Below are 25,996 nucleotides of genomic sequence, written 5' to 3'. Positions count from 1 at the left end.
TTCTGATCTCCTTGCCGACGAGAGCCGCTGATGGCCACGCATGCACCCAACCCGGCCGATGCCGGAACCCCGGCCGCCGAACTGATCGATGCGCGCATCGCCGAACTGGGCGACTGGCGTGGCGAAGCGCTGGCACGCGTGCGTGCGTTGATCCATGAGGCGCTGCCCGACGTGCAGGAAACCTGGAAATGGCGGGGTACACCGGTGTGGGAGCACAACGGCATCCTGTGCACCGGCGAGACCTACAAGCAGGCGGTGAAGCTGACGTTTGCCAATGGCGCGGCGCTGGCCGATCCGAAGGGACTGTTCAACGCCAGCCTGGAGGGCAACACGCGGCGCGCGATCGATATCCATGAAGGCGCGATGCCGGATGCCGCCGCGTTCAAGGCGCTGATGCGCGCGGCGGCCATGTTCAACGCGGCGAAGAAGAAGAAGCGGTAGAGCCGGCCGCTGGCCGGCTGTTCCGCGATGCTGCTGGAGAGGTGCGAGGTTGCCGGCCAGCGGCCGGCACTACCGTGGCGTTCACTGGCCCATGAGGTTGCCGGCCAGCGGCCGGCACTACCGTGGCGGTGCGGCATCCGGGTCGGCCACCGGCGACGGCGGGCAGGCCGGAATTTCCGACGGCGTGGCCAGTTCCTGGGCGTGCGAGGGCTTGCTGATCATCTTCGCCTTGCGCCAGCCGCCCCAGCGGTAATACGCCAACGACAGCAGCATCGACACCAGCGAGCTGACCGGGAAACTCCACCAGATCGCATCGGCGCCCCAATACGGCTGCAGCAGCTCGGCGAACGGCACGCGCACGCCCCACAGCGAACCAGCCAGGATCAGCAGCGGCGGGATCACCGCGCCGGTGGAGCGCACCACGCCGGAGATCACGAAGCTGACGCCGAAGAACAGGAACGAGCCGATCACCACGTGGTTGAGGTGACGGGCGATGTCCAGCGCCTGGCTGGCCGGCGGCAGGAACAGGGCCAGCAGCTGGCGATCGAACAGCACCAGCGGCAGGATCAGCGCGCCGGTCAGCAGGAAATTGAACAGCACGCCCTGGCGTGCGGTGGCGCGTACGCGGTCCCAGCGCTGTGCACCGACGTTCTGCGCCGCCATCGAAGAGCACGCCGCGCCGATCGCCATCGCCGGCATCTGCAGGTAGTTCCACAGCTGCAGGGAAGCGCCGTAACCGGCGGCGGTGTCGGTGCCGTACTGGTTGACCATGGTCATCAGCAGGATCACCGACAGCGAGATCAGCACCATCTGCAGGCCCATCGGCACACCCTTGAGCACCAACGCTTTCAGGATGGTCAGGTCGAGCTTGAACAGGCGCATGTCGGCGCGGCCCAGCCACAACGTGTGGCGCTTGTGCCGCATGTACAGCAGCAGGCCGGCCAGCGACAGCGTCTGCGCGACGAGCGTTGCCCAGGCCGAGCCGGCGATGCCCAGCGCGGGGAACGGCCCCATGCCGAAGATCAGAACCGGGTTCAGCACGATGTCCAGTGCCACCGACACCATCAGGAAACGGAACGGTGTGCGCGAGTCACCGGCACCGCGCAGCGCGGCGGTGAGGAAGGCGAACGCATACAGCGTCGGCATCGCCAGGAAGATGATCTGCAGGTAGGCCTCGGCCAATGGCAGCGAGGCGGCCGGCGTGCCCATCGCCGCCAGCAGCGGATGGGCCATGAACCAGCCAGCGATGGCGATGATCACCGACAGGCCGATGAAGAAGGTAGCGCTGGTACCCACCACGCGCCGCGCTTGCGGGATGTCGCGCGCGCCGATCGCCTGGCCGATCAGGATGGTCGAGGCCATGCCGAAGCCGAACACCGAGCCGATCAGGAAGAACATGATGTTGTTGGCGTTCGCGGTGGCGGTCAGTGCCGCCTCGCCGAGGAAGCGCCCGACCCAGACCGCATTCACCGAACCGTTCAGCGACTGCGCGATGTTGCCGGCCAGGATCGGCAGGGAAAACAACAGGAGATTGCGGCCGATCGGGCCGGAGGTCAGGTCAAGCGGCGCTTTGGCCATGGAGTGGTGATCGAATCCCGGGAGGCGCACACTAGCACCAAGCCGGTTTGCGGGATGTGGCAATGCGTCAACGACTGCAGGTGAAGCGAAGGCTGGCGCTGGCCTTGATCGGCGCCGCGCTGGCCGCATGTTCGACAGGTGACCGGCTGGGCGATACCCAGGTGCGGCCAATCGACCGCCCCGAGTGCCTGGTCGGCAGCCAGCGCCAGGATCTTTCCGCCGGCGTTCCCACCCTGATCGGGGGCAGTGGCTGCCGCACCGACCCCGACAACCCGCGTCCCCTGAACAAGCGAACGGAGTAGTCCCTGCCGATGACCGAGCTTTCCCCGCTGTCGCCCAGTGTCCGCCTGGACATCTGGCTGTGGGCGGCCCGTTTCTTCAAGACCCGCAGCCTGGCCAAGCAGGCCATCGAAACCGGCAAGGTCAGCGTCGCCGGGCAGCGCCCGAAATCCTCACGCGCAGTGCGCGTCGGTGAGCAGCTGCAGGTCGACCGCGGCGAGGAGCATTTCGAGATCCAGGTGCTGGGCCTGAGCGACCAGCGCGGGCCGGCGCCGACGGCGCAGCAGCTGTATGCCGAGAGTGAGGCCTCCAAGGCGCGCCGTGCCGAACAGCGCGCGTTGCGCATCGCGGCGCGCGATGGTTTCCAGCCGCCGGAGCACAAGCCGGACAAGCGCGCACGGCGGTTGATCCGCGCGCTCGGCGATATCGACGCGTTGTAAGCAGCAGGGCGCCAGACCGGATCCGGCGCCCCCTTGGCTCAGCGCTTGCCGCCCAGCAGGCTGCCGCCGATCTTCAGCAGATCGCCCACGCCGAGCTGGCCGTCACCGTCCTGGTCCAGCAGGCTGCCTAGCAGGCCGCCGGCAAGACCGCCCTGCTGCTGCACCTGCTGCTTTTCCTGGCCGAGGGCCTGGCTGAGCGAGCCGGCGTCGGCCTGGCCGCCACCGAGGCGCTGGGCGAGGAAAGCCATTACGATCGGTGCGAGGATCTGCAGCAGCTGGCTGGTGCGGCCACTGTCGAGCTGGGTGGCCTGGGCCAGGCCGGTTTCCACCTTCTGCTGGTTGCCGCCGAAGATGTGGCCGAGGATGCCGGCGCCATCGCTGGCGGCACCACCGCCACCGCCGCCCAGTACCGAACCGAGCACGCTGCCCAGGTCCAGCCCACTGTGGTTGTTCTGCAGCGCGCCGAGCAGCGCCTGCGCGCCCTGCGGCTGCGAGGCGTTGTTGCCCAGCGCGCCCATCAGCACCGGCAGCGCGGCACTGATCGCACCGGAAGCCTGGGTGTCGCTGATGCCGAGCTGCTGCGACACCTGCTGCAGCGGTGCGCCCTGCAGTTTGGCGAGAAGTTCGTCGGTGAGGCTCATCTGCGGAATCCTTGATTGGGGTGGGGCGTGCAGAAGGTACGACGCGGACCGTTAAAACGGCGACGCCGCCTCACGGGGAGGCGGCGTGCTGTTCACGGGGCAGGGCGATCAGAGCTCGATGTCTTCGGCGCCCGGGGTCGCGGTGGGGAAGTCCGCTTCCGGCTGCGCCGGCTTGAACGGATCCGACGGCTGGCTGGCCAGCGCCTTCAGGGCCGCGGCAACGCCAGCGCCATAGGCCGGGTCGGCCTTGCTGCAGTTGTCGATGTGGCGCTGCTTGATGAAGTCCGGCGCATCGCCCAGGGCGCGGGCGGTGTTGGCGAACAGGCGGTCCTTCTGTGCCTGGTTGTAGCTGCGGAACAGCGCACCGGGCTGGCTGAAGTAGTCGGCGTCGTCCTCACGGAAATTCCAGAAGTCGGCGTCACCGCGGATCTTCATCGGCGGCTCGCGGTACTGCGGCTGTTCCTGCCACTGGCCGTAGCTGTTCGGCTCGTAGTGCGGCAGGCCGCCGTAGTTGCCGTCCACGCGCATCGCACCGTCGCGGTGGTTGCTGTGCACCGGGCAGCGTGCGGCGTTCACCGGAATCTGGTGGTGGTTCACGCCCAGGCGGTAGCGCTGCGCATCGGAATAGGCGAACAGGCGTGCCTGCAGCATCTTGTCCGGCGACGGGCCGATGCCGGGCACCAGATTGCTCGGTGCGAACGCGGACTGCTCGACGTCCTGGTACCAGTTGACCGGGTTGCGGTTGAGTTCGAACTGGCCCACTTCGATCAGCGGGTAGTCGCTCTTCGGCCACACCTTGGTCAGGTCGAACGGATGGATGCGGTAGGTTTCCGCCTCCAGCTCGGGCATGACCTGGATGAACAGCTTCCACTTCGGGAAGTCGCCCTTCTCGATTGCGGCGAACAGGTCGCGGCCGTGGCTTTCGCGGTCATGGCCGACCAGGATCTGCGCCTGCGCGTCGGTCAGCGATTCGATGCCCTGCTGGCTGACGAAGTGGAACTTCACCCAGAAGCGCTCGCTGTCGGCGTTGGTGAAGCTGTAGGTGTGCGAGCCGAAGCCGTGCATGTGGCGGAAGCTGCGCGGGATGCCGCGGTCGCTCATCACCACGGTCACCTGCAGCAGGGCTTCGGGCAGCAACGTCCAGAAGTCCCAGTTGTTGCGCGCGCTGCGCAGGTTGGTATGCGGGTCGCGTTTCACGGCCTTGTTGAGGTCGGCGAACTTGCGCGGGTCGCGCAGGAAGAACACCGGCGTGTTGTTGCCGACCAGGTCCCAGTTGCCTTCTTCGGTGTAGAACTTCAGTGCGAAGCCGCGGATGTCACGCTCGGCGTCGGCGGCGCCACGCTCGCCGGCCACCGTGGTGAAGCGCGCGAACATCTCGGTCTGCTTGCCGACCTTCTCGAACAGCTTGGCACGGGTGTACTTGCTGATGTCGTGGGTGACGGTGAAAGTACCGAACGCGCCCGAGCCCTTGGCGTGCATGCGGCGCTCGGGAATGATCTCGCGGTTGAGGTTGGCCAGCTTCTCCAGCAGCCAGACGTCTTCCATCAGCAGCGGGCCACGTGGGCCGGCGGTCTTGCTGTTCTGGTTGTCCACCACCGGTGCGCCGAAGGCCGTGGTCATCGGCGTGACCGGATCATCGCCGTGCTTCTGCTTGGGCGTGGTGCTCAGTTCACGCTGCTGCTGGGCGCCTTCCGCAGGCGACGGCGCGGTGTGATACGGGCACTTGGGGCTGTTGTTATCGGACTGGCTCATGGCTGGCTCCTGCGGGTGAAGACGGGGTGGAACATCTTCACTCGACTTTAGCTATGGCCAGATGAAATGAATAATCGAATGAATCATTCACTTCTATAGCTTCTGTCTATCGATTGTCGGGAATTCATTGCCGGGGCCTTGTTCCGGTCGCCCGGCGGCTCGCATCCCGACACGCTCCGATCATGGGCCAGCAGTGCTCGATTCGACGATGCGCACCGGGCGCGCTAGGCCGTCGAATGCATCCACATAACGACGATGAAGCATCCCGTCCCGGCGCAGCTGGGTGTCCTGCATCGGCCGGATCTGGGTGGTCAGCGGATTCCCGCGTGGCGCCAGTTGCGTTCCATAGCGTGCGGGGTAGGGCCCCGATGCGGCTGCCTTCACATACCGGGTTTCCTGTACCACCAGGCCGGCACGGCGAAGGCGCTCGATCTGCAGGTCGCCGATGTTGGCGGTGTAGTCGTTGCCGAAGACATACTCGGCCTGCACGCCGTCGGGCCGGTTTTCCCAGGTTGTTGAAACGCAGTTGGAGGTGCAGCCACCGGTGAATGACCAGTGTGGTGAGTATGTGTACGTCCAGGAGGCGGGCTGGATGCCGGGCCCGGACAGGGTCTTGGATACCAGCGACTTGGCCATGTAGGCATTGGGAATGCCGAATGAGCCAAACCCGAAGTTGGAGGAACTAGTGCCGATGATGCCGCAGCTGCCAGGCGTGTTGTCCGATCCGTGGATCAACTGGCGAAGCGAGAACACCCCTTGTGCGCCGCTGGGATGGCGCATGGTGATCACATCGTTGAAGGCCGGGTCGCCGGCATCTTCCGAGCGGAATCCCGTTGCATTCTGCGCGCAGGAATTCATGTAGAAGCCTGGATTCAGGACGGGGGGCACCATCGTCCACGGCATGGCGCCCACATGGCGGTCGGTGGAGAAGGTCCAGCGCGACTGGTCGGGAAGTACGACTTCGTTGAGCGTGCGCCCCCAGTAGCTGTCGACGTAGTTGTAACGCCAGGTGCGATCCCCGGCCCGGACGGCGCCGATCTTGCCCTGCGCGTCATAGTCGATATCGATCCGGGCTCCGTCATTGGAAATGATCGCCAGCAGGCGGGTCGGGTTGGCACCGTCGTAGCTGTAACTGACCCAGTTGCCGTGGCGGTCCTCGACACGTGTCGCGTAGAGGAAGACATCGACGACCGGAACCAGCAGGTAGGGCTGCGATGTGCCATTGCCATTGCCATCACGATAGTACTCGTTGGCCAGCACGTCGTGCTGGTCGCGGACCGCCATCCAATCGAAGAAGTAACGGGTGCCATCGGTGGTCCGCACCACAAAACCTTCGCCGGTTCCATTCCTGATGGCTGGCAGGCAGCTGACGCGCCACTGGCTGGCCGAGGTGCCAATGTAGGTTGCCCCATCCTGGGGCAGGCTTGCCCCTGCTTCCTTCAGCAAAAGGGATTCATAACCGACCGCAGGGAGGTTGATGAAGATGCCGCTCCAATAGGTGTGCTTCGGGATGACCCGGGTGTTGAAGTCCGGTGACGGGCCCACCCACTCGGTCGGGGACAGGTTGCTGCCGCTGCAGCGGCCGCCGCCCGCCGCATTCCAGCCCCGGCGTTGATCGTAGGAGCCCATCATGTAGGGGGCATCGATCTCCCAGGACGCCCCCAGCGGGGCGGCAGCGCGATCCAGTCCCTGTTTCTGCTTCGGCGTTGTGCGGGTGAATGCGACCCGCATTCCACTGCTGGTCGGCACCACGACATCGGTCTGCGAGAACTGCAGCGTGCCATCCTTCCTGTTTAGGGAATCACCAAACAGATCATCGCCGAGCGCCGCGACCCGCGCACCCCGCAGGCGTTCGTCGTAGGTACGCTCGCTGCTTACGAATTCCTGTGCATCGGCCACGCCACACACCAGCAACAACGCTAGAACCGTACGCCGCATGTTCGTTCCCTCGTGATCGAATCCCCTCGCTTCGATGCCGCGGCATGTTGCCCGGCCCCATTGCATGCCGCTGGGATCGCAGTTTCAGTGACTGTGCGGAACGGCGCCCCAGCTCCCCTGTGGCGGTCTGCGTGGCCGAGTATGCAGGATTCTCCGCGGTGGCTTCCAGGGGGGCATGGTGCCCCCTGGCCAGGCGCACTTACAGCAGCGTTTTCAGCCGGTACAGCGCTTCCAGCGCCTGCTTCGGCGTCAGTTCGTCCGGATCGATCGCCGCCAGCGCTTCCTGCGCCTTGCTGGATGGCGCCGCGAACAGCCCGAACTGCTGCGGGGCATCCAGCGCCTGCGGCGCCAGCTCGGCGGCGTGGCTTTCAGCGCCGCGCTGTTCCAGCTCGGCCAGGCGACGCCGTGCCTGCGCCACAGTGGCGCGCGGCAGGCCGGCCAGTGCGGCCACCTGCAGGCCAAAGCTGCGGTTGGCCGGGCCGTCCTTCACTGCGTGCATGAACACCAGCGCTTCGCCGTGCTCGACCGCGTCCAGGTGCACGTTGGCGATGCCGCTGCGGCCGCCCTCATGCTGTTCGTCGGCCAGCGCGGTCAGCTCGAAGTAGTGGGTGGCGAACAGCGTGTAGCAGCGGTTCTGGTAGGCCAGGTGGCGGGCCACCGCGTCGGCCAGCGCCAGGCCATCGTAGGTGGAGGTGCCACGGCCGATCTCGTCCATCAGCACCAGCGAATGGGCGGTGGCGTGGTGCAGGATGTAGCTGGTCTCGGCCATCTCGACCATGAAGGTTGACTGCCCGCGGGCGAGGTCGTCGCCGGCGCCGATGCGGGTCAGGATGCGGTCGATCGGGCCGATCACCGCCCGGCTGGCCGGCACGAAGCTGCCGATGTGGGCCAGCAGAACGATCAGCGCATTTTGCCGCATGTAGGTCGATTTACCGCCCATGTTCGGGCCGGTGATGACCAGCATGCGACGGTCCGGATGCAGGTCCAGGTCATTGGGTTCGAACGGCTGTTCGCGTACCGCTTCGACCACTGGATGGCGGCCGCGTTCGATCTTCAGGCACGGCTCGGCCTGCAGTTCCGGGCGCGCCCAGTCCAGCGCCTGCGCGCGTTCGGCGAAGGCGGCCAGCACGTCCAGTTCGCTCAGCGCAGCGGCACACTGCTTCAGCGGTTCCAACTGCCCGCCAAGGGTGTCCAGCAGCTGCTCGTACAGGTACTTCTCGCGCGACAGCGAACGGTCGCGCGCGGACAGCACCTTGTCCTCGAATGCCTTCAGTTCTTCGGTGATGTAGCGCTCGGCATTGGTCAGCGTCTGGCGGCGGGTGTAGTGCACCGGCGCACGATCGGACTGGCCCTTGCTGATTTCGATGTAGTAACCGTGAACGCGGTTGTAGCCCACCTTCAGGGTGGGAATACCGCTGCTCTCGCGCTCGCGCAGTTCCAGGTCGACCAGGAACTGGTCGGCATGGGTGGACAGCCGGCGCAGCTCGTCCAGCTCTTCATCGAAGCCATCGGCCAGCACGCCGCCGTCGCTCAGCTTCAGCGGCGGCATGTCGGCGATGGCGCTGGCCAGCAGCTGCGCGCACGCGTCGTGTTCGCCCAGCGCCGCATGCAGGGCCTGCAGGCGCGGCGAGTCCAGCGGGGCCAGCACTTCGCGCACCGCCGGCAGCAGGCCCAGGCCGTCACGCAGGGTGGAGAAATCGCGCGGGCGCGCCGAGCGCAGCGCGACGCGGGTGAGGATGCGTTCCAGATCGCCGAGGCGGCGGAACTGCTCGCGGATGTCGGCGTCCGCACCGCGATCGATCAGGGTTTCCACCGCGTGGTGGCGCTGCACCAGCACCTCGCGCAGGCGCAGCGGGCGGTGCAGCCAGCGGCGCAGCAGGCGCCCACCCATGGGTGTCACCGTGCTGTCGAGCACGCCCAGCAGGGTATTGCGGGTATCACCGTCGACACGCGTGTCCAATTCCAGGTGGCGGCGGGTGGCGGCGTTCATCGCGATCGCCTCGCCGGCGGTTTCCATCGCGATCGAAGTCAGGTGCGGCAGGCGCTGCTTCTGGGTTTCCTCGACATAGCCGAGCAGGGCGCCGGCGGCGGCGGTGGCACGGGGCTTGTCATCGATACCGAAGCCGCTCAGATCGTGCAGCTTGAAGAAGTTCAGCAGCTGTCGGCGCCCGCTGTCCGCGTCGAACAGCCACGGCGCACGGCGGCGCACGCCGGTGCGCTGGCGCAGGAACTCCGGCCAGTTCTCCTCGTCGGGCACCAGCAGCTCGGCCGGCTCCAGCCGTGCCAGCTCGGCTTCCAGGGCGTCGTCGGTCTCCACTTCGTTGACCAGGAAGCGGCCACCGGCCAGGTCGGCCCAGGCCAGGCCGTAGCCCTGCTTGCTGCGCGACAACGCCATCAGCAGGGTGTCGCGGCGCTCGTCCAGCAGCGCTTCGTCGGTGACCGTGCCGGGGGTGACGATGCGCACCACCTTGCGTTCGACCAAGCCCTTGGCGAGCGCCGGGTCGCCGATCTGCTCGCAGATCGCCACCGACTCGCCCAGCGCCACCAGCCGTGCCAGGTAGCCTTCGTAGGCATGCACCGGCACGCCGGCCATCGGGATCGGTGCGCCGCCGGAGCTGCCACGCTGGGTCAGGGTGATGTCGAGCAGCCGCGCAGCCTTGCGCGCGTCGTCGTAGAACAGCTCGTAGAAGTCGCCCATGCGGAAGAACAGCAGCAGGTCCGGGTAGTCGGACTTGGCTGCGAAGAACTGCTTCATCGCAGGCGTATGTTCCTTGGAACCCTTGGTGGTTTCAGTGTTTTCTTTGATATCAGTCACTTGAGGTCTGCGTTGTTCGAGGCAGTGGCGGTGATTCGAGGCGAATGAGGGCGAGTGACGGTGTTTGTTGTAGCGACGTTGTAGCGATATGCGGCCGAGAGTGCTCTATCGGGTGTAGCAACGGCTTGTAGCAATGGTCCTGGGCGTGCGCTACTGTAGCAACTCTGGCATCCAGAGGGGCATGCGTTGAAAAGTCCAGCGTCGAGCAATAGGTCCGGTTCACTCAAGTTTAGTTTGACCTACGCCCAGGTGCTGGCGTTGTCGGTCAACAAAGGCCCGGCCTTGGATGCGCAGGGAAAGGTTCGCTTGGTCCCCCGCCCGGAAGCCAAACCCTACGTGGTGCTCGACGGTGGACCAGGCGCTCCCACGGGGTTCGGCTTCCGGGTCGGCTCCACGATGACCACCTACGTGGGCCAGAAGCGCGGGCCCACGGGCACGCCGATCCGCTTTACCTTGGGCAACGTGAGCGACATGGGGCTGGACGAGGCCAGGGACGCGTGCAGGGAGCACTTGGCGCTGCTCAAAGAAACGGGAAAGAACCCCGTCCACGTCAAGCGCCAGCAGTTGCTGGAGTCGCTGGAGAGGGAATCGGAAAAGGAGTTCGGGGATCTGACCTTGCGCGAGGCATTGGAGCGTTACATCGCCCACCTGGACGCCCGCGCAAAGAACAAGAAGATCAAGCCGGCCAGCGTGGACGCGGTGCGGGACAGTTTGGCCCGCCTTTTGCGCCCCGCGGTTGGGTTGGCGGATAAATCCTTGAACGAGCTCCACTTGGAGGTCATCCAACAGGCCTTTGATGCTTGCCGGATCAGTTCCATGCAACTGTCCAATCGCATCCCGCGGGACATGAGCAAGAAGCTGGCGGAGGTGGCGGATTGGGCGAAGCTCACCGTGTCCCAGCTGGAAGCGTTGGGCATCACCGGCAAATACATCCAGCGTGTGCGAGCTGCAGGGTTGAGTTCAACGGAACACACGTTTTCAGATGCCAGGCGAGCGGTCGACTTCCTCATCGAAGAGGAAAGAGCCCGCGATCATCGCTTTGGCCGGCCCCAACGCCAGTTCTACAACCCGCTGGTGGTCATCCATACCCGGGACATGCTCCGAGAAGCACACGAGCTGCGAAACCATTACAGCCGGGCCGAGGTTCGCAATCCCCTGAACGACAAAACCCTGCCCAAGGTCCTCAAAGCCATTGCAGCACGGCGGGACGAACAAGGCGGGCGCAACGCGGCCGGGGCGGACTACCTGCTGCTGACTTTGCTTTGGGGGACACGGCGCAGCGAGGCGGCCCCGTTGCGGTGGTATGACCGCTGCACCGCCGGAGAGTTGTCGCAGGAAATGGTGTCCTGGGTCTGGCTGGCGGGTCCTGAGGACATCAACCCGACCACCAAGCGGGCGGGCAGCCAGGTCTACCTTTTCGAGACCAAGAACAAAGAGCAGCGGTTCTTGCCCGTCACCTACTTTGCCGAGCGCGTCCTGCGGCGGCGCTTCAGCGAGCGCGTGGACGATACGGGGGCCAAGCAGGGATTGGAGGCCGCCAAGGCCGCGCTGAGCGCCGCGAGCAAACGGGGTGGACAACGGGGACTGATCGACGCCTTGGAGGCGGCGGTGGCTGACGCTGAGCACGCGTTGGATCGAACCCGGTTCGTCTTTCCGGCAAGGTCCGGGCGCAGCAAAACGGGTCATTACTCCGACAGCAAATCCATCATCGCCAACGTGCGTCGCGACGCTGGGCTGATCGATTTGCGCGAGGAGGTGGACATCGGCCTGACCCCCCACGACTTGCGTCGCACTTTGGGGCGCTATGCCGAACGGATTCACGGCACCAAGGCCCGGGTCGTGTCGCAGATGCTTCACCACCGGATCAAGGACAAGGATTCCGCGGCCACCGACGCGATCTACACCGAGCAGGAGTGGTCGGTCCTGCGTCAAGCGTTTGCCGTGGTGGAAGAGCACATGATGGCGAGCAGTCCCCGGGTCTGGAACCGCTGGAAGGGCACGGACAAGCCGCGGCTGGATGAGGTCAACGACCCGCCAGTGACGATTTTTGCAGCACGCAACCAGAAGGTGGCGCTCGATGACGAGGATTGAGCCCGTTCGCACAGAAGAGGCGTTCCAAGCCAAAGCGGAAGCCTCTTGGAACGCAGAGTTGGCCCGGGCGAAGAGCGCTGGAGGCGGGTTGGTGTCCGCCAAGGCCGCCGCGTGGTTCTTGGGCATCCATGCCGACACGCTGGGCGAGTGGAGGCGACGCACCCCGCCCACCGGGCCCCGCTTTCAGAAGGCCACCGGCAGCGCCGTCAATGGCCCCAACCAGCGTGTGAAATACGACTACGACGAACTGGTGGCTTGGAAGGATGGGCGTCAGGGCAGGTCAGCGAAAGAGCGTCGGCTGACCGCTGAGCTGGAGCGCTTGAGCCAACAGCAGCGAGAGCTGGAGCTGGAGCGGCAGATCCACGAGGCCAAGGTGGCATTGGAAAAGCTGCGCAAGAACGCCGGGCGCTTTGCTGCGTTGATCACGTGCCATGAAGGTTGGGCCATTCCCCACCCATGGGCGGTGGTGGGAGGGCTCATTGCCGGGCACGTGCTCACCGTGGACGAGGACACCCTGGATCGCGCCCTGGCCGAGGGCGAACTCTGGGAGGCCCCCCTGGCCGAGGCGCTGCTGGAGCCTTGGACCAGCGTCGCGGCGCGCGAGCCATTCGATGACGCAATGGAGGCGGCACAATCCGCGTTCCAGGCGGCGTGGAGGGCGGTCCGGAACCAAGCCCGTGCGCAAGGCTTGGACGACGGCCTGCCGCCCGCGGCGGACCCAATCACTCGCACACCGTTCCGGTTCTGACCGGCTACCATCGTCATTCCACCCGTGCGGCAAACCCATGTCCCTTGATTCCAAGCAGGAAGCGGAAACACAGCTGTTAAAACGCTACAGAAAAACCTGGGGCCAAAAGCACCCGGCGTTCCTGGCCGGCGAGGGCGTCTCCTGGAAGCGTCTGAAGAACGACATTGACCAAGAGGCGAAAGCGGCCAAGGCGAAAACGAAGGTGGAGTTGAGCCCGCCGTGGACATCGGCGCAGGCCGCTGGACTTCTGGGAATCAACCAAAAGGTTTTCCGGGTTCTCGCAACGATGGACAGCGAAACAGGTCCGTTGCTTGCAGACGATGGCAAGCATGCGGCCATTGGCCTGCCCCGACTTCTGGAATGGGCAGAAGGGGTGAGGGGCGCCCCCAAGGTTCGCCGCTGGCGTGAGTCTCGGCGCGATGAGGACTTGCTTGGGGCAACCGTCAAAAGGCCAGCGGCGACGTTCCAAGTGGTCAAAAAAACCCAGATCCGCCTGGGGCTGGTGGACGGCAAGGTGTCAACGCTGGACCTTTCCCACCTCAGTGAAGAGGAGAGGGTTGCACTTGCAGCGCTGCTGCGTGGCGCGCGTGGGGCGCTCCAGCAGGACGAGCGGGGCGTGGTGATGTTCATGCACAAGGAAGCCACGCTGCCCGAAGCGTTCACGCTGCCCTGGGCGGACGAGGCGCTGAAAAAGGATTGCGCGGGACGCTACAAGGAGCTGCTGGAAAGCGCCCAGGGCGAGCTGGCCCAGCTCCTAGCCCGGGTGGAGCAAGACATCCGAAAAGCCCGTGAGGCGGTTGCTCAAGAGGAAAGCCCAACCGCCCAAGCCGTCCAGGCGGCAATGCTGGACATGTGGGGGGAGGAGGAGCGCGACGTGCAGATGCTTCAGTCCGAGGTTCGCGAGGCGTTGTTCGATTTGACCCTGCCGGCTGCCACAGGTCAGGCTCGCAAGCCGTGCCCGTTCTGACCGGAGGCTGGAGCATTTCTCGCCGGCTACCCGCCGGCTCGGTCTTGGGAGAAAAGGCAGGGAGGCCGCGGCTTCCGCCGCAGCCTTGTTCACCCGCTCAAGCCCCAGGTCGCCCTTGGGGCTTTTTTGTGTCCGCACGGGAAAGGGGCAAGCACCCCTTTCGGGCCCGATTCCCATGTCCTGATCGATAGGCTGGCGCCACCAAGTCAATGACGCAGACACCGCCATGCAGCCGCTCATCCTCTCGCTCGACCCCTCGCTCTCGACCCACTTCTCCACCCTGACCCCCCAGGCCCTGGCCCAGCTCGCCGCTGACACCAGCACGTCGGTCATCGTGCCCAACCGCGACATGCGCGGCCTCCACCCCGGCCAGGTGCTTACCCTGCAGCTGGCAACGCTGGACAGCTTCCTGGACGTGGCCGACGCCGCCAACGGCTAAGCCAGCAGCGCAGCGGTAACCCGGGCCTAGGCCCAACCCCCTCAACCCTTTTCGCGAAACGCGGCAGACCAGCCGTGCTGGCGGAGCTTTGCCCAAAAACCCCTCAACCCTGGAGATTTCCCATGAACGCTGTTGCTCACCCCTTCGACCCCAGCGCGCTGTCCCTGCCGAAGCAGCGCAAGAACACCTCGGCCCCTCGCGCCACCAAGCTCGCGTCCGCCATGGTCGGTTACGACCGCCTGCCCGCAGCACAAAGCACGGACACCTGGCTCACCCCGCCGGAGCTCATTTGGGGCAGCCCGAAGGAAGGCTACACTGGCCTGGGGCCCTTCGACCTGGATCCGGCAACGCCCGAGAACGGGATGCCGTGGCCCACCGCGGCTCGGATGTTCAAGCCCAGCGATGACGGCCTGGCGTCGGAATGGCCGGCGGATGCCTTCGTTTTCATGAACCCGCCGTTCGGCCGGGGGCAAGAGGCCTGGATGGAGAAGATGGCCAACCACCCGGGCGGTGGCATCGCCCTGGTGTTTGCGAGGACGGAAACCAAGTGGTTTCAGCGCTTCGTGCTCAACCATCCCAACATCAGCGCGGTGGTTTTCCAGGAGGGCCGCCTGAAGTTCCACCGGGCCAACGGAGACGTAGGTGACGCGCCCCCTGCTGGCCCTGCGTGGATTGCCTACGGCGAGGAGGGGGCCTGTCGCTTGAAGCGGGCGGTCAGGGAGGGGCAGATCCGCGGGTGTTACTTGGAGCTGGATTTCGCGCGTGTGAGTTGGGTGTTGGATGCTGACATGGGGGCGGCCAACGATGAATGAGGTCGCCAACCTGGTGAAGGCCATCCGCGCCATTCCTTCCACCGGTGGCAAGCCGTGGAATCCGCGGGTTGCCGTCGAAACGTTTGTTCAGCACGCGCTGATGTCACTCGGGATTTACCACGCGAAGTTGGTGGCTCACATCGACCCCAAAGTGCTTGCATTTATCCCCTTGCAAGAAAGAGCTGTCGCAGTGCCCGAGGTGGGGGCGGCCATCACCGCTTACTTCGACGCAGTCGCTGCAAGCAGGCCGTTTGAGGACATTCTTGGACAGGTCCATGCCGAGCTGCTGGCCAGGAAGGGCGGGGAAGGGCTGGGGCAGTCTTTCACGCCAGGCGATCTTTTGGACCTGGTTCAAGCCCTTGCCACCAACCTCACCTGGCGGCACCCCAGTGCCAGCGTGAGTAACGTCTATGACTGTTGTTGTGGTGCCGGCTCACTGGCCCTGGCCGCGATCCGGAGTCGCCTCAACCTCATTTCAAGCAATGAAATCCGGGTTCGCGCGGGAGACATTGATCCCTTGTGCGCAGCCATGACGGCTTTGCAGATTCACATGAACCAGACCTTTCATTCCCTGCCGCTTAGGGAAGTCAAAGTGACGGTGGGAAACGAGCTGATCCGAGGAAAAAAGCAGACGGAAGAAGAAGGGCCGGCAGAAGGGGACGAGTTGGCCGACCCTAGGCGATGCGGGTTCTGGTCCCACTCCTACAACTACGAGTAGGCCGGAGGCCTGCCTTTCCCTCTCCAAGACTCGGCGGCGAGCAGCCGCCGGCTCTTGCTTCAAGCCGCTTTTGCTCTTGTTTTTCCTAACAGGTAACAAGCACCTGTTACCCCCTTGTTACCCGTGAAAGCCTTGTCCCATAAGGAGGTAACAAGGGGTAGCAGGGTAACGGGTGGATCGCGAGCTCCCGATGGATGTATGCATGGATGTTGTGAGCGGTGAGTGGATTTTTCTTGCGTGGATCTCTTAAACCACTTGTTACCTTGTTACCACCTGTTACCCCCAGTAAACATAAGGGTTTGAAGGGTAACAAGTGGGTAACAAGCACTTGTTACCTCCCAGGCTGATGCTTGAGGTATTTCACACTTTCAAGTGTTTCTGGAGCATCGAAAGCAGAAACGAACATCCGTTGGCGCGAGCCCTTGCCAGTTCCGTAAAGCCTGCTTAGATGGATTTGTGGCCACAACAGGACCACAAATCAAGAAACGGAGCAGGCAGTGAAGACGAAACGCGAAAAGACCGCACGGGATGAGTTGTTGAAGGCCCGGGTCAGCAAAAGTTTTAAGGCGTTGGTGGAGGAGACGGCGGTGGCCCGTGGGCAAACCCCTTCCGAGGCCATGCGTCAGGCGCTTCAAGAGTGGGTGCATCGCCCCAGTCAAGCGGCATAAAAAACCCCGGGTGCGAACCGGGGCGTTTACTACTAGGGATTACAACATGAAGAGTAAGTCGAAGACTGGCCCTGTCAAGGGCGGGGAGGCCAATGGCGACGCCGTTGATCAGGCTCCTAAGAAAAAGGGCAAGGTCTTTGGGGCCGATGCCAATCCCAACGACGCCACGGATGACCTGGGCGTTATTGGGGAAGACCTCTCGTTTGAGCTGGCTTATGCCGACGATATGCGCCGCGCCAACTGTTTCCGCATTGGCGGCAAGATGGACAACGGCGAGATCGATGTTTCGCTGTATCAGTGGAATGAGTCCGAAGGCATCTGGGCCCTGCAAGCCACCCGGGAAGTAGAAGCCCACGCGTTGGACTGGATGCGCAAGCACGCCCCGGAGGACGCCAAGCAGAGCAGCGCGACCAGCTGCGTCAAGACGGCCATTCTCGAAATGATCCGCTTGCCTGGCATGAAGTTGCCTGAAAGCCAGCATCGGGCCATCGTGCCGCTGAAGGGCGGTTACCTGGAGATCCTCAAGGACGCCAACAAGAAGGCCTACATCGAATACCTGCCGGCCGACCCCAAACACGGGATCACTTCCTTGGTCCCAGCGAAGCTCAACCTCGACCAGGTGAGGTCCGGCCGCTACACCCCCAAGCCGTTGGACCCCAAGTCGCGGTGGGCCAAATATCTGGATCGCTTCATGCCTGACATGGCCGTGCGAGGGTTGCTTCAAGAAGCCATGGCGTCGTCGGTCATGCCGATGTGCCTGGAAAAAGCCTTCCTGTTGCTGGGAAGCGGCAGCAACGGCAAGAGCACCTTGCTTCACGTCCTGCGAGCCATCCACCCCAAGAACACTGCGGTCCGCATCGACAAGCTGGATGGGCAGTTCGCCATGGCACCTCTCGCTTCCAAGACTCTTTATCTGGCGACAGAGGCGCCCAAGGTCCTCTCCGATCCCATCCAGCAGGTCCTGAAGGCGCTCATCTCACGCGACCCCATGTCCGCCGAGAACAAAGGCAAGGACGCTTACACCACGGTTCCTCGGGGCACGCTCTTTCTTGCCCTGAACGCCATGTTCTCCGTGACGAGTCATGAGCACGGCTTTTGGCGAAAGATCTGCATGATCCCCTTCAATGTGCGCCTGGCCGAGAACGACAAGGACCGCGATCCGGACTTCCACAAGAAGCTGACCGAGGACCCGGCGGAAATGGCCGTGATCATCGACTGGCTGCTGGAGGGAGCCATGCGCCTCATTGAGCGAGGCGGCCTGCCCGAGGAAATGCCCGAAGCCGTCAAGGCGCTGGCCGAGCAGACCCGGCAAGAGACGGACACCACGGCGTCCTACTTCGCTGAGCGCATGGTCATCGAAGAAGAAGGCACGTGGACCGACAAGAACGACATCTATGCCGACTACCGCGATTACGTGCTGGAAGAGCTGGGGCGCAAGCCGGTGGGCGCAGAAGAGCTTTGGAAGCGCGTGCGCGAACGGATGCCGGGGCTCCAGCAGAAGCAAAAGAAGGCGACGAAGGGCACGAAGGCCGAGCGCTGGGTCAACCTGCGCGTGGGGGGGGTGAAGCCGCGCCTGGAGGGCGGGGCTCCCCAGGCCATCCCGGACGAGGAGGTTCCGTTGGGTGACCCTCTGAGCAAAGAGGCCATGGAAGCCATCGCCCTCCTGTCGGGCGCACCGATGGCTGAAGCCGCGTAGGCCTTTACAACCGGCGACGTTGCGCTATTGCAAAGGGGTATCCAAACCAAAACGGAGCCCCCATGCCATCGCCCAACCACATCCCCGACGACGCGTTCCCCGAATCGGCCATCAGCCTGGCCGATCTAGAGAGCCCAGAGACACCGGAAGCGGACCCGCAATACTTGCTCGTGCAGAGCGGGTTTGGTCTCCATGTCCGTCTGGGAAAAGACGGCGACCAGGGATTGCGCAGCGAGGACGAAATCGCCGAGCTGGTGCGGCGAGCGTTGTATCACCGCAAGAGTCTGACCCTTCATATCGAGTTCTGACCCGACCCCACCCACAACCACCCGCTTGGAGGCGCAGGAGGTTGAAAAAGATTTGAGGCAACCACCCCATGTCCAAGTATTCCGATCTCATCCAAGCCACCGCCGAGCGGATGCTTGACCTCATGAAGCAGGGCACCATCCCCTGGCGCCGCCCATGGAATGATCCCGATGCCCCGCAGAACGGCGCGATCAGCGGGCCCTGGAACCCGACCACGGGTAAGGCCTACCGCGGCAGCAACACGCTCATCCTGCGTGGGGCGCAGATGGCCTACGGCTACGAGGACCACCGATGGCTGACGTATCGCCAGGCGCAAAGCATTGGGGCCCAAATCAAGCGCGGCGAGAAGGGGCAGCAGATCGCCTACTGGGATTTCAGCAAGGCCGGCAAAGCCAAAGACGGTGCCGAGCCGTTGACCGAAGGCGAAGAGAAGAACGGATACCAAGGGCCATCGGTGTTCGTCGCCACGGTGTTCAATGCCAGCCAAATGGACGGCATGCCCGAGCCCCCGCCGCCCTTCGTCATGCCCGAGTCGATCCGCCACTTGCGTGTGCGGGAGTTGTTGGACAAGCACCAGCCAAAACTTCATCACGACGGTGGCAACCGAGCGTTCTACTCCATCGCCGCGGATTCGATTCACTTACCGAAGCACCACACTTTCAGCGATGACGTGAGCTACCAGGCCACGCTGCTCCACGAACTGGCCCATTGGACTGGGGCGAAGCACCGGCTCGACCGAGATCAGACCGGCCGGTTCGGCACCCAGGACTACGCTAAAGAGGAGCTGGTAGCGGAGCTCTCAAGTTTGTTCATTTCCGAGCGCCTTGGAATCGGCCTGGGGAAAGAACACGAAAAACAGCACGCCGGCTACCTGCAGTCCTGGATGAAAGCCCTGGCCGACGACCCCAGGACCCTGTTCCGCGCAGCCAGCCAAGCGGAGAAGGTCATGACCTTTTTGGACATCCCGGCGTTTGAACGCGAGCCGCTGCCCCAGGTCAAGAAGGAGAAGGACATGGAGCAGGGGCGAAAGACGGAAGCCGGTCGAAGGTCCCCATCGCGACGCAAGGAACGCCAGGTTGCTTAGCGCAGGTAGGGGGTTGACCTTTTGAGGTTTCGAGTTAGAAATGAATGTGCTGGGGGAAGACCCGGCTGTGGTCCGATTCCTCTACTTCTAACTGAGAACTTTTCCAGGGTGAGCGGATAGAAGGTGGTTGGGTGGTTATCCTTGCTGTATCGGTGGTTTCCGGTGGTTGCTGTCGCCGGGGTGGAAAGAATGCTTAGTTAACCGACCTGAGAAATCACTAACTAGGCACCATGTTTTTTCTTGAGCTTCTTACGCTGGGTTGAGAGGGGTGGCGAAAGCCGCCCCTTTTCTCTTTGCGGCCCCTTGCGCATCCCCCTTTCTTTGTTAAGACATGAGTATCACTCACCAAGCGGAGGAACCATGGCTGGCAACGTCTTTTCAAATCTACTTCGACCCTTCATCCGTCAAAAGGACACGGAACTACCAGGCGTGGCTTCTTCTGAGCCGCCTGAACCCCCGGTCCGGGAGCGCTTGGATGATTCAAGCCAGCGGCCAGTGGCTTCGGTGGAGCCGGTAAAAGTTTCACCCGGTGAACGTCCTCAGATGATCCCATCTTCCAATCAGACCCGGTCGGGTCAACAGAGCGCTCTGCAGGCCCAAGGGGCGATCCCATCTTCTAGTCGGACCCGGTTGGGATCGCAGAGTGCGCCCCCATCGTTCAACGATGAGGCAACGGATCGGTTGGGGAGCACTTTGGCCTTCGCTGGTCTGAAGACGAAGGGTCGCTTCGAGGACGAGGTAAGGCAGGCCATCGAAGACGGCGCCGATGTGAAAGGGTATCGCGACGCGCGCGGCGATTCCGCCTTGCATAAATGTCAGGAGCCGTGGCAGATGGAACTGCTTATCTCGGCTGGGGCGGATGTTCACGCGTTGGACAAACAAGGGCGTTCGCCTTTTGATCGCCTGTTGAGCACATACCAAAGGGAACCCGCTTGGTCCGAAAAACCTACTGCGGAAGGTTTGGCGCTGTTGGCGAAGGCCGGAGCGGATGTCAATGCCCTAAGCCAAGGGCAATCCGCTCTGCATGTTGCTGCGAAGCGAGGGCTTGAAGGCGATTGCCACATGCTTATCGATGCCGGCGCCGACGTGAATCTGCGGACGGACGGGGGAGACACCCCGCTCCACCTGGCCAGCGACCCAAGCGTTGTGCTGCGCTTGCTGGATGCCAAGGCCGATCCCTCCCTGCTGAACTCGAATGGCGAGCCAGCGCTAAAACATGATCCTATGCTTTATCGAGAAAGTATTCGGAACCACCGAGACGATTTTTCGCCGCGTGAGCGCGTCGATGCGGCGACCGACCCGATTTTCCTGGCCGAGACGCCCAGCGAGCTTGTCGCTGCGTTGGGGCAGGGCGGTAGTGTGAGGGACACCGATGCGCTGGGCCGAACCGCGCTTCATTACGTCAAAACGGGGGAGATGGTGCAGGCGTTGGTGTTGGCCGGGGCCCAGGTTGACGCAAAAGACATGGAGGGAAACATTCCTGCCCATACCGCGGACGAGCGCGCGATGGAAGAGTTGGTCGATGGGGTGGGGCGAGGCGTTCCCCAGCACCACGTAGAGAACGACAGGGGGGAAACCCCTTATGCGAGCCGGGATTACTACCACGAGGCTCGGTATTGGGATGCCGAAGCGGAAGAGCAGGCCGCGGAAAAGGCGGAGCAGACGAAGGAGGAGCAAGACCGCGTGCTCAACATTGTGGCCCTCGTTGAGGCCGGCGACGCCAAACGTCTGCTGGAGCAGGTGGATCCCAACGAAGAACTGGTCAGTCGGAACCGAACGTTCAACATCGACGGAGACGAGGGCTGGGCCTACAACAACTATGCCGGCTACAGCGTCCTCCATGAAGCGGCGAAGCAGGGAAAGACGGAACTCTGCCGAGAACTGGTGTTCGCAGGGGCGGACTGGGACAAGGGGTGTAAGCTCGTCGGCGAGCAAGGCTTTGACAACCATGTCAACGGCTTTCGAAACGAGCCTGGCATGAAGCCCATCGATTTTGCGAGCAACCGAGAGACCAAGTCGTTCTTGAACAACGCTGAGAACGAGCTGCGAGCCCACAACCGATCCAAGCTCTTGGACGAGCTTCTTCCCGCTGCCAATGCTTGGAAGCCACCGGAAGGCGGGTTTGGGGCCGACGCCCAACGGCAGGTCGGTGCGGCCATGAAGGCCCATGGGCAGGACGGCCAAACCCTGGAAGCCCCTCGCTTGCGAGCGCGCTTCTAAGGCCAAGGGAAAGGGCGGCGAAAGCCGCCTTTTCTTTTCCCGATCCCCTTGCGCAAACCAAACCGTTTGTTATGGGTAGTGCAACCCATTCAAAAAAGGAGGCCTCATGCGCGCGTTGATTCTTTCTCTGGCCCTTGCCAGCCTGCTCCCCCTTGCCGCCAGCGCCGCCGAGCCCCGTAGCGATTCGGTCGCCGTTGCCGTCGGGGTGAATGCCACCGTGATCACGCCGCACACCATCGCAGTAAGGGTCACACACGCCTGGGAGGCGTCCCCCACGGAAACCGCCACCGGGGTTCAGTCCTTCGAACCCATGGAAGCGCCGGGCCGTGGCCCATACGCGGCTTACAACTCAATCTTGAAGAAGAACCCCGCAACACGCGAAAGCGTCACGCTGTGGGTGATTGACGAGGCGCAGCGCTACTACACGCTCCGAGTGACGCATGAGCGCGTCCCATGCCGCGACACGCGAAACAACGGTGTGGATGACAGCGTATGTGCGCTGCGCATCGCTGGCCGCATTCTGCCGTTCTACATGCAGGGCGACGAGCAGGGGGCTTTTGAGGTGGGGGATCAAGTTTTTCTCCGCTCCGAAGGGACCGCGCAGCCAGTGATTACAGAGCTTGAGGCAGCTTCCGTATCCGTAGTCATCGGTGCGGGCAGAGAAAATGTAGCCGTTGGAGGGCAGCGCTGATGAAATGGCTCGCATTTTTCCGCAAGCGCCCCGATGCCGCGCTGAGCATCGAGGACTTCAAGCAATCTCCAGGCCACGTTTTGATGGACGAGAGCGGATACCTGGGCCTTTCTCACGAAGCAGCAGCCCAGATCGATCGGTTGCGCCAAGCCAAGGGCTGGGGCGTGCGCTCTGCCAACGCGGCAACGACCGGCAAAGGGCGGCGCTAATGGGAGCCACATTCAAAAGCATTGCCCACCATTACGGTCACCTCATTCTAGACGGCATGGATTGCTCCCCTGCGCAACCTCACGAGCTGCACCACCTGCCAATGGCATGGAATCTCAAGCCCAGCCAGTGGGGCCAACCTCTCACTTTCCAGGCGCGCCCGCTGAGGAGTCGCCCGGGAGGCCGCCCATGGTGAGCGCGATTCTTTTGCTGACCCTGCTCGGCCTCATGGTCCTGGTCCCTCTCTGGACGCTGAAGCGCTTTGCCGACGCCAAGGCAGCCTGGCAACGGGTGAGAGGCGGTGAGCGAGACGCCCGCACGCACGGCCGCTTCGTGATTCATGGCGGGCTGTTTGGAGTTGGGATGGTGGTCATCGCCGCATTCCTGGCCCAAGCCACCTTCAGCGTCTGGCACCAGGTCGCCAACGTGGGAGGCCTTTTTGCACTCGGCACGGTCGCGGTGCTCTGTCTGCTGGCCTTTTTCTGGGGCAAGGGGAGGTCGCGCGGATGAGTGCGTTGACGATGCTGGTCCTTTCCATGCTGGTCCTTGCTGTGTTTCTCTGCTCGGCGGCGTTTCTCTCTTTTATGATCGCGTTGACTTACCCGACCGTAAAGCAATCGCTGGCCCTATTCTGCGCCGGGAAGCGCGACGCATCGCTCTACGTGGATTTCGCGATTTTTGGGGGGATCTTCGCGGGTTGCGTCCTCACGCTCGCATTCGGGGCGGTGGTAATGGCCCTCAACATTTCCAGCGCTGAGGACGCCGTTCTATACGCGGCCACCTTGACTAGCGCGGGACTGGGCTACTGGGTGGGCCGATGAACCGCGAGCCTTCCACCTTGTTTGCCCCAGGCGTTCTTCCCGGGCCTGACGGCATCGAGCTGCTCCCCATGCCTGCGGAGATCCAAGCCATCTACGACGCTGCCCAACGCAACACGCCTTTCAGCATGGACGTGGACGACGCCCTGGCCGCGCACCGCCAAACGTGTGGTGAGCGGGATCAAATCGAGCACGCCCGACGGGTAGACCCGTCCGATGCCATGCCCATCGAGCCGGAGGCGCGTCGCCAAGCCTATGCACGTCAGCGGCGGTATGCGATTCGCGCCGGAATGACCGCAGGCCTGACGCTTGGGGCCATCGCCCAGGCGCTTGGTGTGTCACCCTCCGAGATTCAGGGCGACTTGGCGGCGATGGATCGATGAGTCCACGCAAAGGCTTCCTCGGCGGCCGCTCCCCGGCCCAGGTTCAATCCTTGCTGGACGAAGGGGTGACTCAGCGCGCCTTGGCCCAACGCCTGGGCGTCACCCACCAAGCCGTGAACCGCTTTGTCCGGCGGCACCGCCTGGCCGGTTCCGGACGGCAGGCGTTCCGGGACCGCCAAGCCCGCGAGCTCGCTGAGCGTCGCCAGCAGGTGCAGCGGCTGGTCCGAGCCGGGCTGACCTCGGCCGAGGTGGCCAAGCGCTTGGGCGTGTCGCCGGCCACCATCGGCATGGACCGCCAAACCCTTCGGTTAGGGCGTGTCCTGAAAAGGCCGGAGCAGCGCAGCTTGCGGGGGCTGGCCCTGGACCAGGTTCGGGCTCGCTTAAAGGAGGTCAGCCGGGCTCAGTTGGCGCGGGAGCTCGGGGTGAGCAGCTCGGCCGTGTATCGCTACTGCAGGAATGCGGGCCTCAGCACGTAGTAGCCGAGACATATCTCCAGGCCCAAGTGCCGATGCGTCGTCAGGCTCTAAAGCCCCGCCGGTTTCTTATTTCGCAAAGCTCATTTCGATCAATGATTTAGAGCCGGATGGTCCCTTAGGGATTGGCCCAAATGCACCCGTTGAAGGATACTTGGAGCCTGTTCGAGGGGATGTATTCGATGCCACTGCTCAACTGGTCCGACCGTGATGAGGACCTGACCCGCTCCGCCCTGACGCCCTATCGACTCTTGGAGCCGGTGGCAAGCTTGTCCTATGGGGAGGTGGACGCTCCCAACATGCTGATCGAGGGCGACAACCTGGATGCGTTGAAGGCGTTGCTGCCTTACTACGCCGGCCAGGTTGGTTGCGTCTACATAGACCCGCCGTTCAATACCGGAGCGATGTTCCCGAAATACGACGACAACTTCGAGCATTCGATTTGGTTGTCAATGATGTATGCCAGGCTCGAACTCATCCACGAGCTTGTTTCAGAGAAGGGATCTCTTTTTCTTCATCTGGACGATAACGAGGTTGACTATGCGAAGGTGATGCTGGATGAGATTTTTGGCCGGTCCAACTTCGTCAACAGGATAACTATCGCTGCCCGCTCTCCTTCTGCATTTAGCACTGTCAATCCTGGTGTATTCAAAGCATCGGAATACATTCTTTGGTATGCCAAGGACAAAGAGAAGTTTGAAGACGTAAGTGCCCGCATTCCACGCGGTGTTGACTATGCCTACAACCTTTGGCTGGAGAACCGGGATTTGCCTGAGAGTGAATGGAGGTTTTCGTCTCTTGCCGATAAATACGCTGAGGTGCCACGGAACGCAAGGATCAAACACCCTAAGTCTATTCTCCAGCACTTCGACAAGTGGGTTCTGAAGAACTCAAGCCAAGTCTGCCGCTTAGCATCCATTAGCGACTCCGGTGCGGGTCAGGCAATCGTTGATCTAAAGAAAGAGTCTCTCAGTCGACCTGGTGAGGTTCTAAAGCTGGAGCGGGGCGAATCGCTCGATACGGTCTACATCTTGGACGGTCAGCAAATCCTTTTCTACAGCAAGAACGTTGTTGAGATTGATGGAGAGCCTGTCGCCTCCTCAATGCTTACGAATATCTGGAGTGATATCTCGTGGGAGGGTATTGCTGGCGAGGGCGGCGTGACATTTAAGAAAGGTAAAAAGCCCGAGCGGCTCCTGCGTCGTTGCATTGAGTTAACGACTAAACCTGGGGACCTTGTTCTCGATAGTTTTCTTGGAAGCGGGACGACAGCAGCAGTTGCTTTGAAGCTCAATCGCAGGTTTGTTGGTATTGAGCGAGGTGACCAGGCGCGAAGCCATTGCCAAGCGAGGCTTGTATCCGTTGTGGAAGGAGAGCAATCAGGTATTTCGAAAGAAGTCGGTTGGAAAGGTGGCGGTGGCTTTCGCTTCTACAAGCTCGGCGTGCCCGTGTTCGATGACGAGGGTCACATCCGCGACGGCATCAAGTTCGAGCACCTGGCCGCCCACGTCTGGTTCGCCGAGACTGGTGCCGCACGCTCCACTCGAGCCCCGAAGCAGTCGTTCCTGGGTGAGCACCATGGGATCGGCTACTACCTGCTGTTCAACGGCATTTTGGGCGATGAGAGCAAGACCGGCGGCAACGTGCTGACCAAGCGGGTGTTGAAAGGCCTGCAGCCCTTTGACGGGCCCAAGGTGATCTACGGGGAGTCCTGCGACTTGCCAAAGGAGCGTCTGGAAGAACTCCAGATCACCTTCAAACAGACCCCCTACGACATCAAGGCACGCTAAG

Annotated in this window: 26 protein-coding genes; 21 read left to right on the top strand and 5 right to left on the bottom strand. The window is 63.1% G+C overall.

Annotation, left to right across the window (positions count from 1 at the left end; translation table 11 throughout):
* Window positions 1-30 precede the first annotated feature (30 nt).
* The gene (locus AC5P5R_RS01080; protein ID WP_012479533.1) at window positions 31-441 is read left to right on the top strand and encodes a DUF1801 domain-containing protein; all 411 of its coding nucleotides are present in this window, start codon (window positions 31-33) and stop codon (window positions 439-441) included.
* 117 nt (window positions 442-558) lie between these two features.
* Here the strand turns inward: AC5P5R_RS01080 and AC5P5R_RS01075 are convergent, their stop codons facing one another.
* Window positions 559-2,019: an MATE family efflux transporter gene (locus AC5P5R_RS01075; RefSeq protein WP_100438015.1), complete on the bottom strand. Its 1,461-nt coding sequence runs from the start codon at window positions 2,017-2,019 to the stop codon at window positions 559-561.
* A 62-nt stretch (window positions 2,020-2,081) separates the two neighbouring features.
* Between AC5P5R_RS01075 and AC5P5R_RS01070 the strand changes: the two genes are divergently transcribed.
* Both AC5P5R_RS01070 and AC5P5R_RS01065 read left to right on the top strand, forming a co-directional pair.
* Window positions 2,082-2,321 carry a hypothetical protein gene (locus AC5P5R_RS01070; RefSeq protein ID WP_100438016.1) on the top strand — a complete coding sequence of 80 codons (240 nt, stop codon included), beginning with the start codon at window positions 2,082-2,084 and terminating at the stop codon, window positions 2,319-2,321.
* Between the two features lie 9 nt (window positions 2,322-2,330).
* Window positions 2,331-2,738 carry an RNA-binding S4 domain-containing protein gene (locus tag AC5P5R_RS01065; RefSeq protein ID WP_005408603.1) on the top strand — a complete coding sequence of 136 codons (408 nt, stop codon included), beginning with the start codon at window positions 2,331-2,333 and terminating at the stop codon, window positions 2,736-2,738.
* 38 nt (window positions 2,739-2,776) lie between these two features.
* Here the strand turns inward: AC5P5R_RS01065 and AC5P5R_RS01060 are convergent, their stop codons facing one another.
* From AC5P5R_RS01060 to mutS, 4 genes are all read right to left on the bottom strand, one after another.
* Window positions 2,777-3,379 (bottom strand): DUF937 domain-containing protein, encoded by a 603-nt coding sequence (locus AC5P5R_RS01060; RefSeq protein ID WP_005408604.1) that lies wholly within the window; start codon window positions 3,377-3,379, stop codon window positions 2,777-2,779.
* Window positions 3,380-3,487: 108 nt separating this feature from the next.
* On the bottom strand, window positions 3,488-5,131 hold the full coding sequence (locus AC5P5R_RS01055; protein WP_005408605.1) for a catalase: 1,644 nt from the start codon (window positions 5,129-5,131) through the stop codon (window positions 3,488-3,490).
* Between the two features lie 180 nt (window positions 5,132-5,311).
* Window positions 5,312-7,069, bottom strand: a complete 1,758-nt coding sequence (locus AC5P5R_RS01050) for a hypothetical protein (RefSeq protein WP_005412660.1) — start codon at window positions 7,067-7,069, stop codon at window positions 5,312-5,314.
* Between the two features lie 199 nt (window positions 7,070-7,268).
* On the bottom strand, window positions 7,269-9,824 hold the full coding sequence (gene mutS / locus AC5P5R_RS01045) for a DNA mismatch repair protein MutS (protein WP_062606759.1): 2,556 nt from the start codon (window positions 9,822-9,824) through the stop codon (window positions 7,269-7,271).
* 294 nt (window positions 9,825-10,118) lie between these two features.
* Between mutS and AC5P5R_RS01040 the strand changes: the two genes are divergently transcribed.
* The 18 genes from AC5P5R_RS01040 to AC5P5R_RS00955 all read left to right on the top strand — a co-directional run bounded on the left by AC5P5R_RS01040 (window position 10,119) and on the right by AC5P5R_RS00955 (window position 25,995).
* Entirely contained in the window at window positions 10,119-11,975 is a 1,857-nt protein-coding gene (locus tag AC5P5R_RS01040) for an integrase arm-type DNA-binding domain-containing protein (protein WP_229295619.1), read from the top strand.
* 91 nt (window positions 11,976-12,066) lie between these two features.
* Window positions 12,067-12,723: a nucleotide-binding protein gene (locus tag AC5P5R_RS01035; protein ID WP_229295620.1), complete on the top strand. Its 657-nt coding sequence runs from the start codon at window positions 12,067-12,069 to the stop codon at window positions 12,721-12,723.
* A 37-nt stretch (window positions 12,724-12,760) separates the two neighbouring features.
* Window positions 12,761-13,690, top strand: a complete 930-nt coding sequence (locus tag AC5P5R_RS01030) for a hypothetical protein (protein ID WP_032960358.1) — start codon at window positions 12,761-12,763, stop codon at window positions 13,688-13,690.
* A gap of 226 nt (window positions 13,691-13,916) precedes the next feature.
* Window positions 13,917-14,129 (top strand): hypothetical protein, encoded by a 213-nt coding sequence (locus tag AC5P5R_RS01025; RefSeq protein ID WP_313225458.1) that lies wholly within the window; start codon window positions 13,917-13,919, stop codon window positions 14,127-14,129.
* 122 nt (window positions 14,130-14,251) lie between these two features.
* Window positions 14,252-14,941 (top strand): DNA N-6-adenine-methyltransferase, encoded by a 690-nt coding sequence (locus AC5P5R_RS01020; protein WP_313225457.1) that lies wholly within the window; start codon window positions 14,252-14,254, stop codon window positions 14,939-14,941.
* Window positions 14,934-15,659, top strand: a complete 726-nt coding sequence (locus AC5P5R_RS01015) for an N-6 DNA methylase (protein ID WP_197639614.1) — start codon at window positions 14,934-14,936, stop codon at window positions 15,657-15,659. The genes AC5P5R_RS01020 and AC5P5R_RS01015 overlap by 8 nt, the downstream gene beginning before the upstream one ends.
* 497 nt (window positions 15,660-16,156) lie before the next feature.
* Window positions 16,157-16,327 carry a ribbon-helix-helix protein, CopG family gene (locus tag AC5P5R_RS01010; protein WP_140222693.1) on the top strand — a complete coding sequence of 57 codons (171 nt, stop codon included), beginning with the start codon at window positions 16,157-16,159 and terminating at the stop codon, window positions 16,325-16,327.
* Window positions 16,328-16,373: 46 nt separating this feature from the next.
* Complete coding sequence (locus AC5P5R_RS01005; RefSeq protein ID WP_313225456.1) at window positions 16,374-18,023, top strand: DNA primase family protein; 1,650 nt, start codon at window positions 16,374-16,376, stop codon at window positions 18,021-18,023.
* A 62-nt stretch (window positions 18,024-18,085) separates the two neighbouring features.
* A complete protein-coding gene (locus AC5P5R_RS01000) occupies window positions 18,086-18,331 on the top strand; it encodes a hypothetical protein (protein WP_049433832.1) in 246 nt (81 codons plus the stop codon).
* Window positions 18,332-18,399: 68 nt separating this feature from the next.
* A complete protein-coding gene (locus tag AC5P5R_RS00995; protein ID WP_313225455.1) occupies window positions 18,400-19,413 on the top strand; it encodes an ArdC family protein in 1,014 nt (337 codons plus the stop codon).
* 360 nt (window positions 19,414-19,773) lie between these two features.
* Complete coding sequence (locus tag AC5P5R_RS00990) at window positions 19,774-21,633, top strand: ankyrin repeat domain-containing protein (protein ID WP_077684467.1); 1,860 nt, start codon at window positions 19,774-19,776, stop codon at window positions 21,631-21,633.
* Between the two features lie 106 nt (window positions 21,634-21,739).
* The gene (locus AC5P5R_RS00985) at window positions 21,740-22,324 is read left to right on the top strand and encodes a hypothetical protein (RefSeq protein ID WP_313225454.1); all 585 of its coding nucleotides are present in this window, start codon (window positions 21,740-21,742) and stop codon (window positions 22,322-22,324) included.
* Window positions 22,324-22,533: a hypothetical protein gene (locus AC5P5R_RS00980; protein ID WP_008266166.1), complete on the top strand. Its 210-nt coding sequence runs from the start codon at window positions 22,324-22,326 to the stop codon at window positions 22,531-22,533. Before AC5P5R_RS00985 ends, AC5P5R_RS00980 begins: the two co-directional genes overlap by 1 nt.
* Window positions 22,534-22,720: 187 nt before the next feature.
* Complete coding sequence (locus tag AC5P5R_RS00975; protein WP_313225452.1) at window positions 22,721-23,041, top strand: hypothetical protein; 321 nt, start codon at window positions 22,721-22,723, stop codon at window positions 23,039-23,041.
* Complete coding sequence (locus AC5P5R_RS00970; protein ID WP_152906219.1) at window positions 23,038-23,352, top strand: hypothetical protein; 315 nt, start codon at window positions 23,038-23,040, stop codon at window positions 23,350-23,352. Before AC5P5R_RS00975 ends, AC5P5R_RS00970 begins: the two co-directional genes overlap by 4 nt.
* A complete protein-coding gene (locus tag AC5P5R_RS00965) occupies window positions 23,349-23,732 on the top strand; it encodes a hypothetical protein (protein ID WP_049433826.1) in 384 nt (127 codons plus the stop codon). Before AC5P5R_RS00970 ends, AC5P5R_RS00965 begins: the two co-directional genes overlap by 4 nt.
* A complete protein-coding gene (locus tag AC5P5R_RS00960) occupies window positions 23,729-24,208 on the top strand; it encodes a hypothetical protein (RefSeq protein ID WP_313225451.1) in 480 nt (159 codons plus the stop codon). The genes AC5P5R_RS00965 and AC5P5R_RS00960 overlap by 4 nt, the downstream gene beginning before the upstream one ends.
* 131 nt (window positions 24,209-24,339) lie before the next feature.
* Window positions 24,340-25,995: a site-specific DNA-methyltransferase gene (locus AC5P5R_RS00955; protein ID WP_235648786.1), complete on the top strand. Its 1,656-nt coding sequence runs from the start codon at window positions 24,340-24,342 to the stop codon at window positions 25,993-25,995.
* Window position 25,996 lies beyond the last annotated feature (1 nt).

It is taken from the genome of Stenotrophomonas sp. YJH_SMC_19, assembly GCF_059367915.1.
This window is presented reverse-complemented; position numbering and strand designations above follow the sequence as displayed.

What these genes read in the sequence shown, in the direction of transcription:
- AC5P5R_RS00985 (WP_313225454.1), top strand. Translation starts at nt 21,740, where the DNA reads ATGCGCGCGTTGATTCTTTCTCTGGCCCTTGCCAGCCTGCTCCCCCTT.
- AC5P5R_RS00960 (WP_313225451.1), top strand. Translation starts at nt 23,729, where the DNA reads ATGAGTCCACGCAAAGGCTTCCTCGGCGGCCGCTCCCCGGCCCAGGTT.
- AC5P5R_RS01075 (WP_100438015.1), bottom strand. Translation starts at nt 2,019, where the DNA reads ATGGCCAAAGCGCCGCTTGACCTGACCTCCGGCCCGATCGGCCGCAAT.
- AC5P5R_RS00975 (WP_313225452.1), top strand. Translation starts at nt 22,721, where the DNA reads ATGGTGAGCGCGATTCTTTTGCTGACCCTGCTCGGCCTCATGGTCCTG.
- AC5P5R_RS01020 (WP_313225457.1), top strand. Translation starts at nt 14,252, where the DNA reads ATGAACGCTGTTGCTCACCCCTTCGACCCCAGCGCGCTGTCCCTGCCG.
- AC5P5R_RS00965 (WP_049433826.1), top strand. Translation starts at nt 23,349, where the DNA reads ATGAACCGCGAGCCTTCCACCTTGTTTGCCCCAGGCGTTCTTCCCGGG.
- AC5P5R_RS00970 (WP_152906219.1), top strand. Translation starts at nt 23,038, where the DNA reads ATGAGTGCGTTGACGATGCTGGTCCTTTCCATGCTGGTCCTTGCTGTG.
- AC5P5R_RS00990 (WP_077684467.1), top strand. Translation starts at nt 19,774, where the DNA reads ATGGCTGGCAACGTCTTTTCAAATCTACTTCGACCCTTCATCCGTCAA.
- AC5P5R_RS01055 (WP_005408605.1), bottom strand. Translation starts at nt 5,131, where the DNA reads ATGAGCCAGTCCGATAACAACAGCCCCAAGTGCCCGTATCACACCGCG.
- AC5P5R_RS01060 (WP_005408604.1), bottom strand. Translation starts at nt 3,379, where the DNA reads ATGAGCCTCACCGACGAACTTCTCGCCAAACTGCAGGGCGCACCGCTG.
- AC5P5R_RS01000 (WP_049433832.1), top strand. Translation starts at nt 18,086, where the DNA reads ATGCCATCGCCCAACCACATCCCCGACGACGCGTTCCCCGAATCGGCC.
- AC5P5R_RS01030 (WP_032960358.1), top strand. Translation starts at nt 12,761, where the DNA reads ATGTCCCTTGATTCCAAGCAGGAAGCGGAAACACAGCTGTTAAAACGC.
- AC5P5R_RS01015 (WP_197639614.1), top strand. Translation starts at nt 14,934, where the DNA reads ATGAATGAGGTCGCCAACCTGGTGAAGGCCATCCGCGCCATTCCTTCC.
- AC5P5R_RS01025 (WP_313225458.1), top strand. Translation starts at nt 13,917, where the DNA reads ATGCAGCCGCTCATCCTCTCGCTCGACCCCTCGCTCTCGACCCACTTC.
- AC5P5R_RS01070 (WP_100438016.1), top strand. Translation starts at nt 2,082, where the DNA reads ATGCGTCAACGACTGCAGGTGAAGCGAAGGCTGGCGCTGGCCTTGATC.
- AC5P5R_RS00980 (WP_008266166.1), top strand. Translation starts at nt 22,324, where the DNA reads ATGAAATGGCTCGCATTTTTCCGCAAGCGCCCCGATGCCGCGCTGAGC.
- mutS (WP_062606759.1), bottom strand. Translation starts at nt 9,824, where the DNA reads ATGAAGCAGTTCTTCGCAGCCAAGTCCGACTACCCGGACCTGCTGCTG.
- AC5P5R_RS00955 (WP_235648786.1), top strand. Translation starts at nt 24,340, where the DNA reads ATGCACCCGTTGAAGGATACTTGGAGCCTGTTCGAGGGGATGTATTCG.
- AC5P5R_RS01080 (WP_012479533.1), top strand. Translation starts at nt 31, where the DNA reads ATGGCCACGCATGCACCCAACCCGGCCGATGCCGGAACCCCGGCCGCC.
- AC5P5R_RS01065 (WP_005408603.1), top strand. Translation starts at nt 2,331, where the DNA reads ATGACCGAGCTTTCCCCGCTGTCGCCCAGTGTCCGCCTGGACATCTGG.
- AC5P5R_RS01005 (WP_313225456.1), top strand. Translation starts at nt 16,374, where the DNA reads ATGAAGAGTAAGTCGAAGACTGGCCCTGTCAAGGGCGGGGAGGCCAAT.
- AC5P5R_RS01050 (WP_005412660.1), bottom strand. Translation starts at nt 7,069, where the DNA reads ATGCGGCGTACGGTTCTAGCGTTGTTGCTGGTGTGTGGCGTGGCCGAT.
- AC5P5R_RS00995 (WP_313225455.1), top strand. Translation starts at nt 18,400, where the DNA reads ATGTCCAAGTATTCCGATCTCATCCAAGCCACCGCCGAGCGGATGCTT.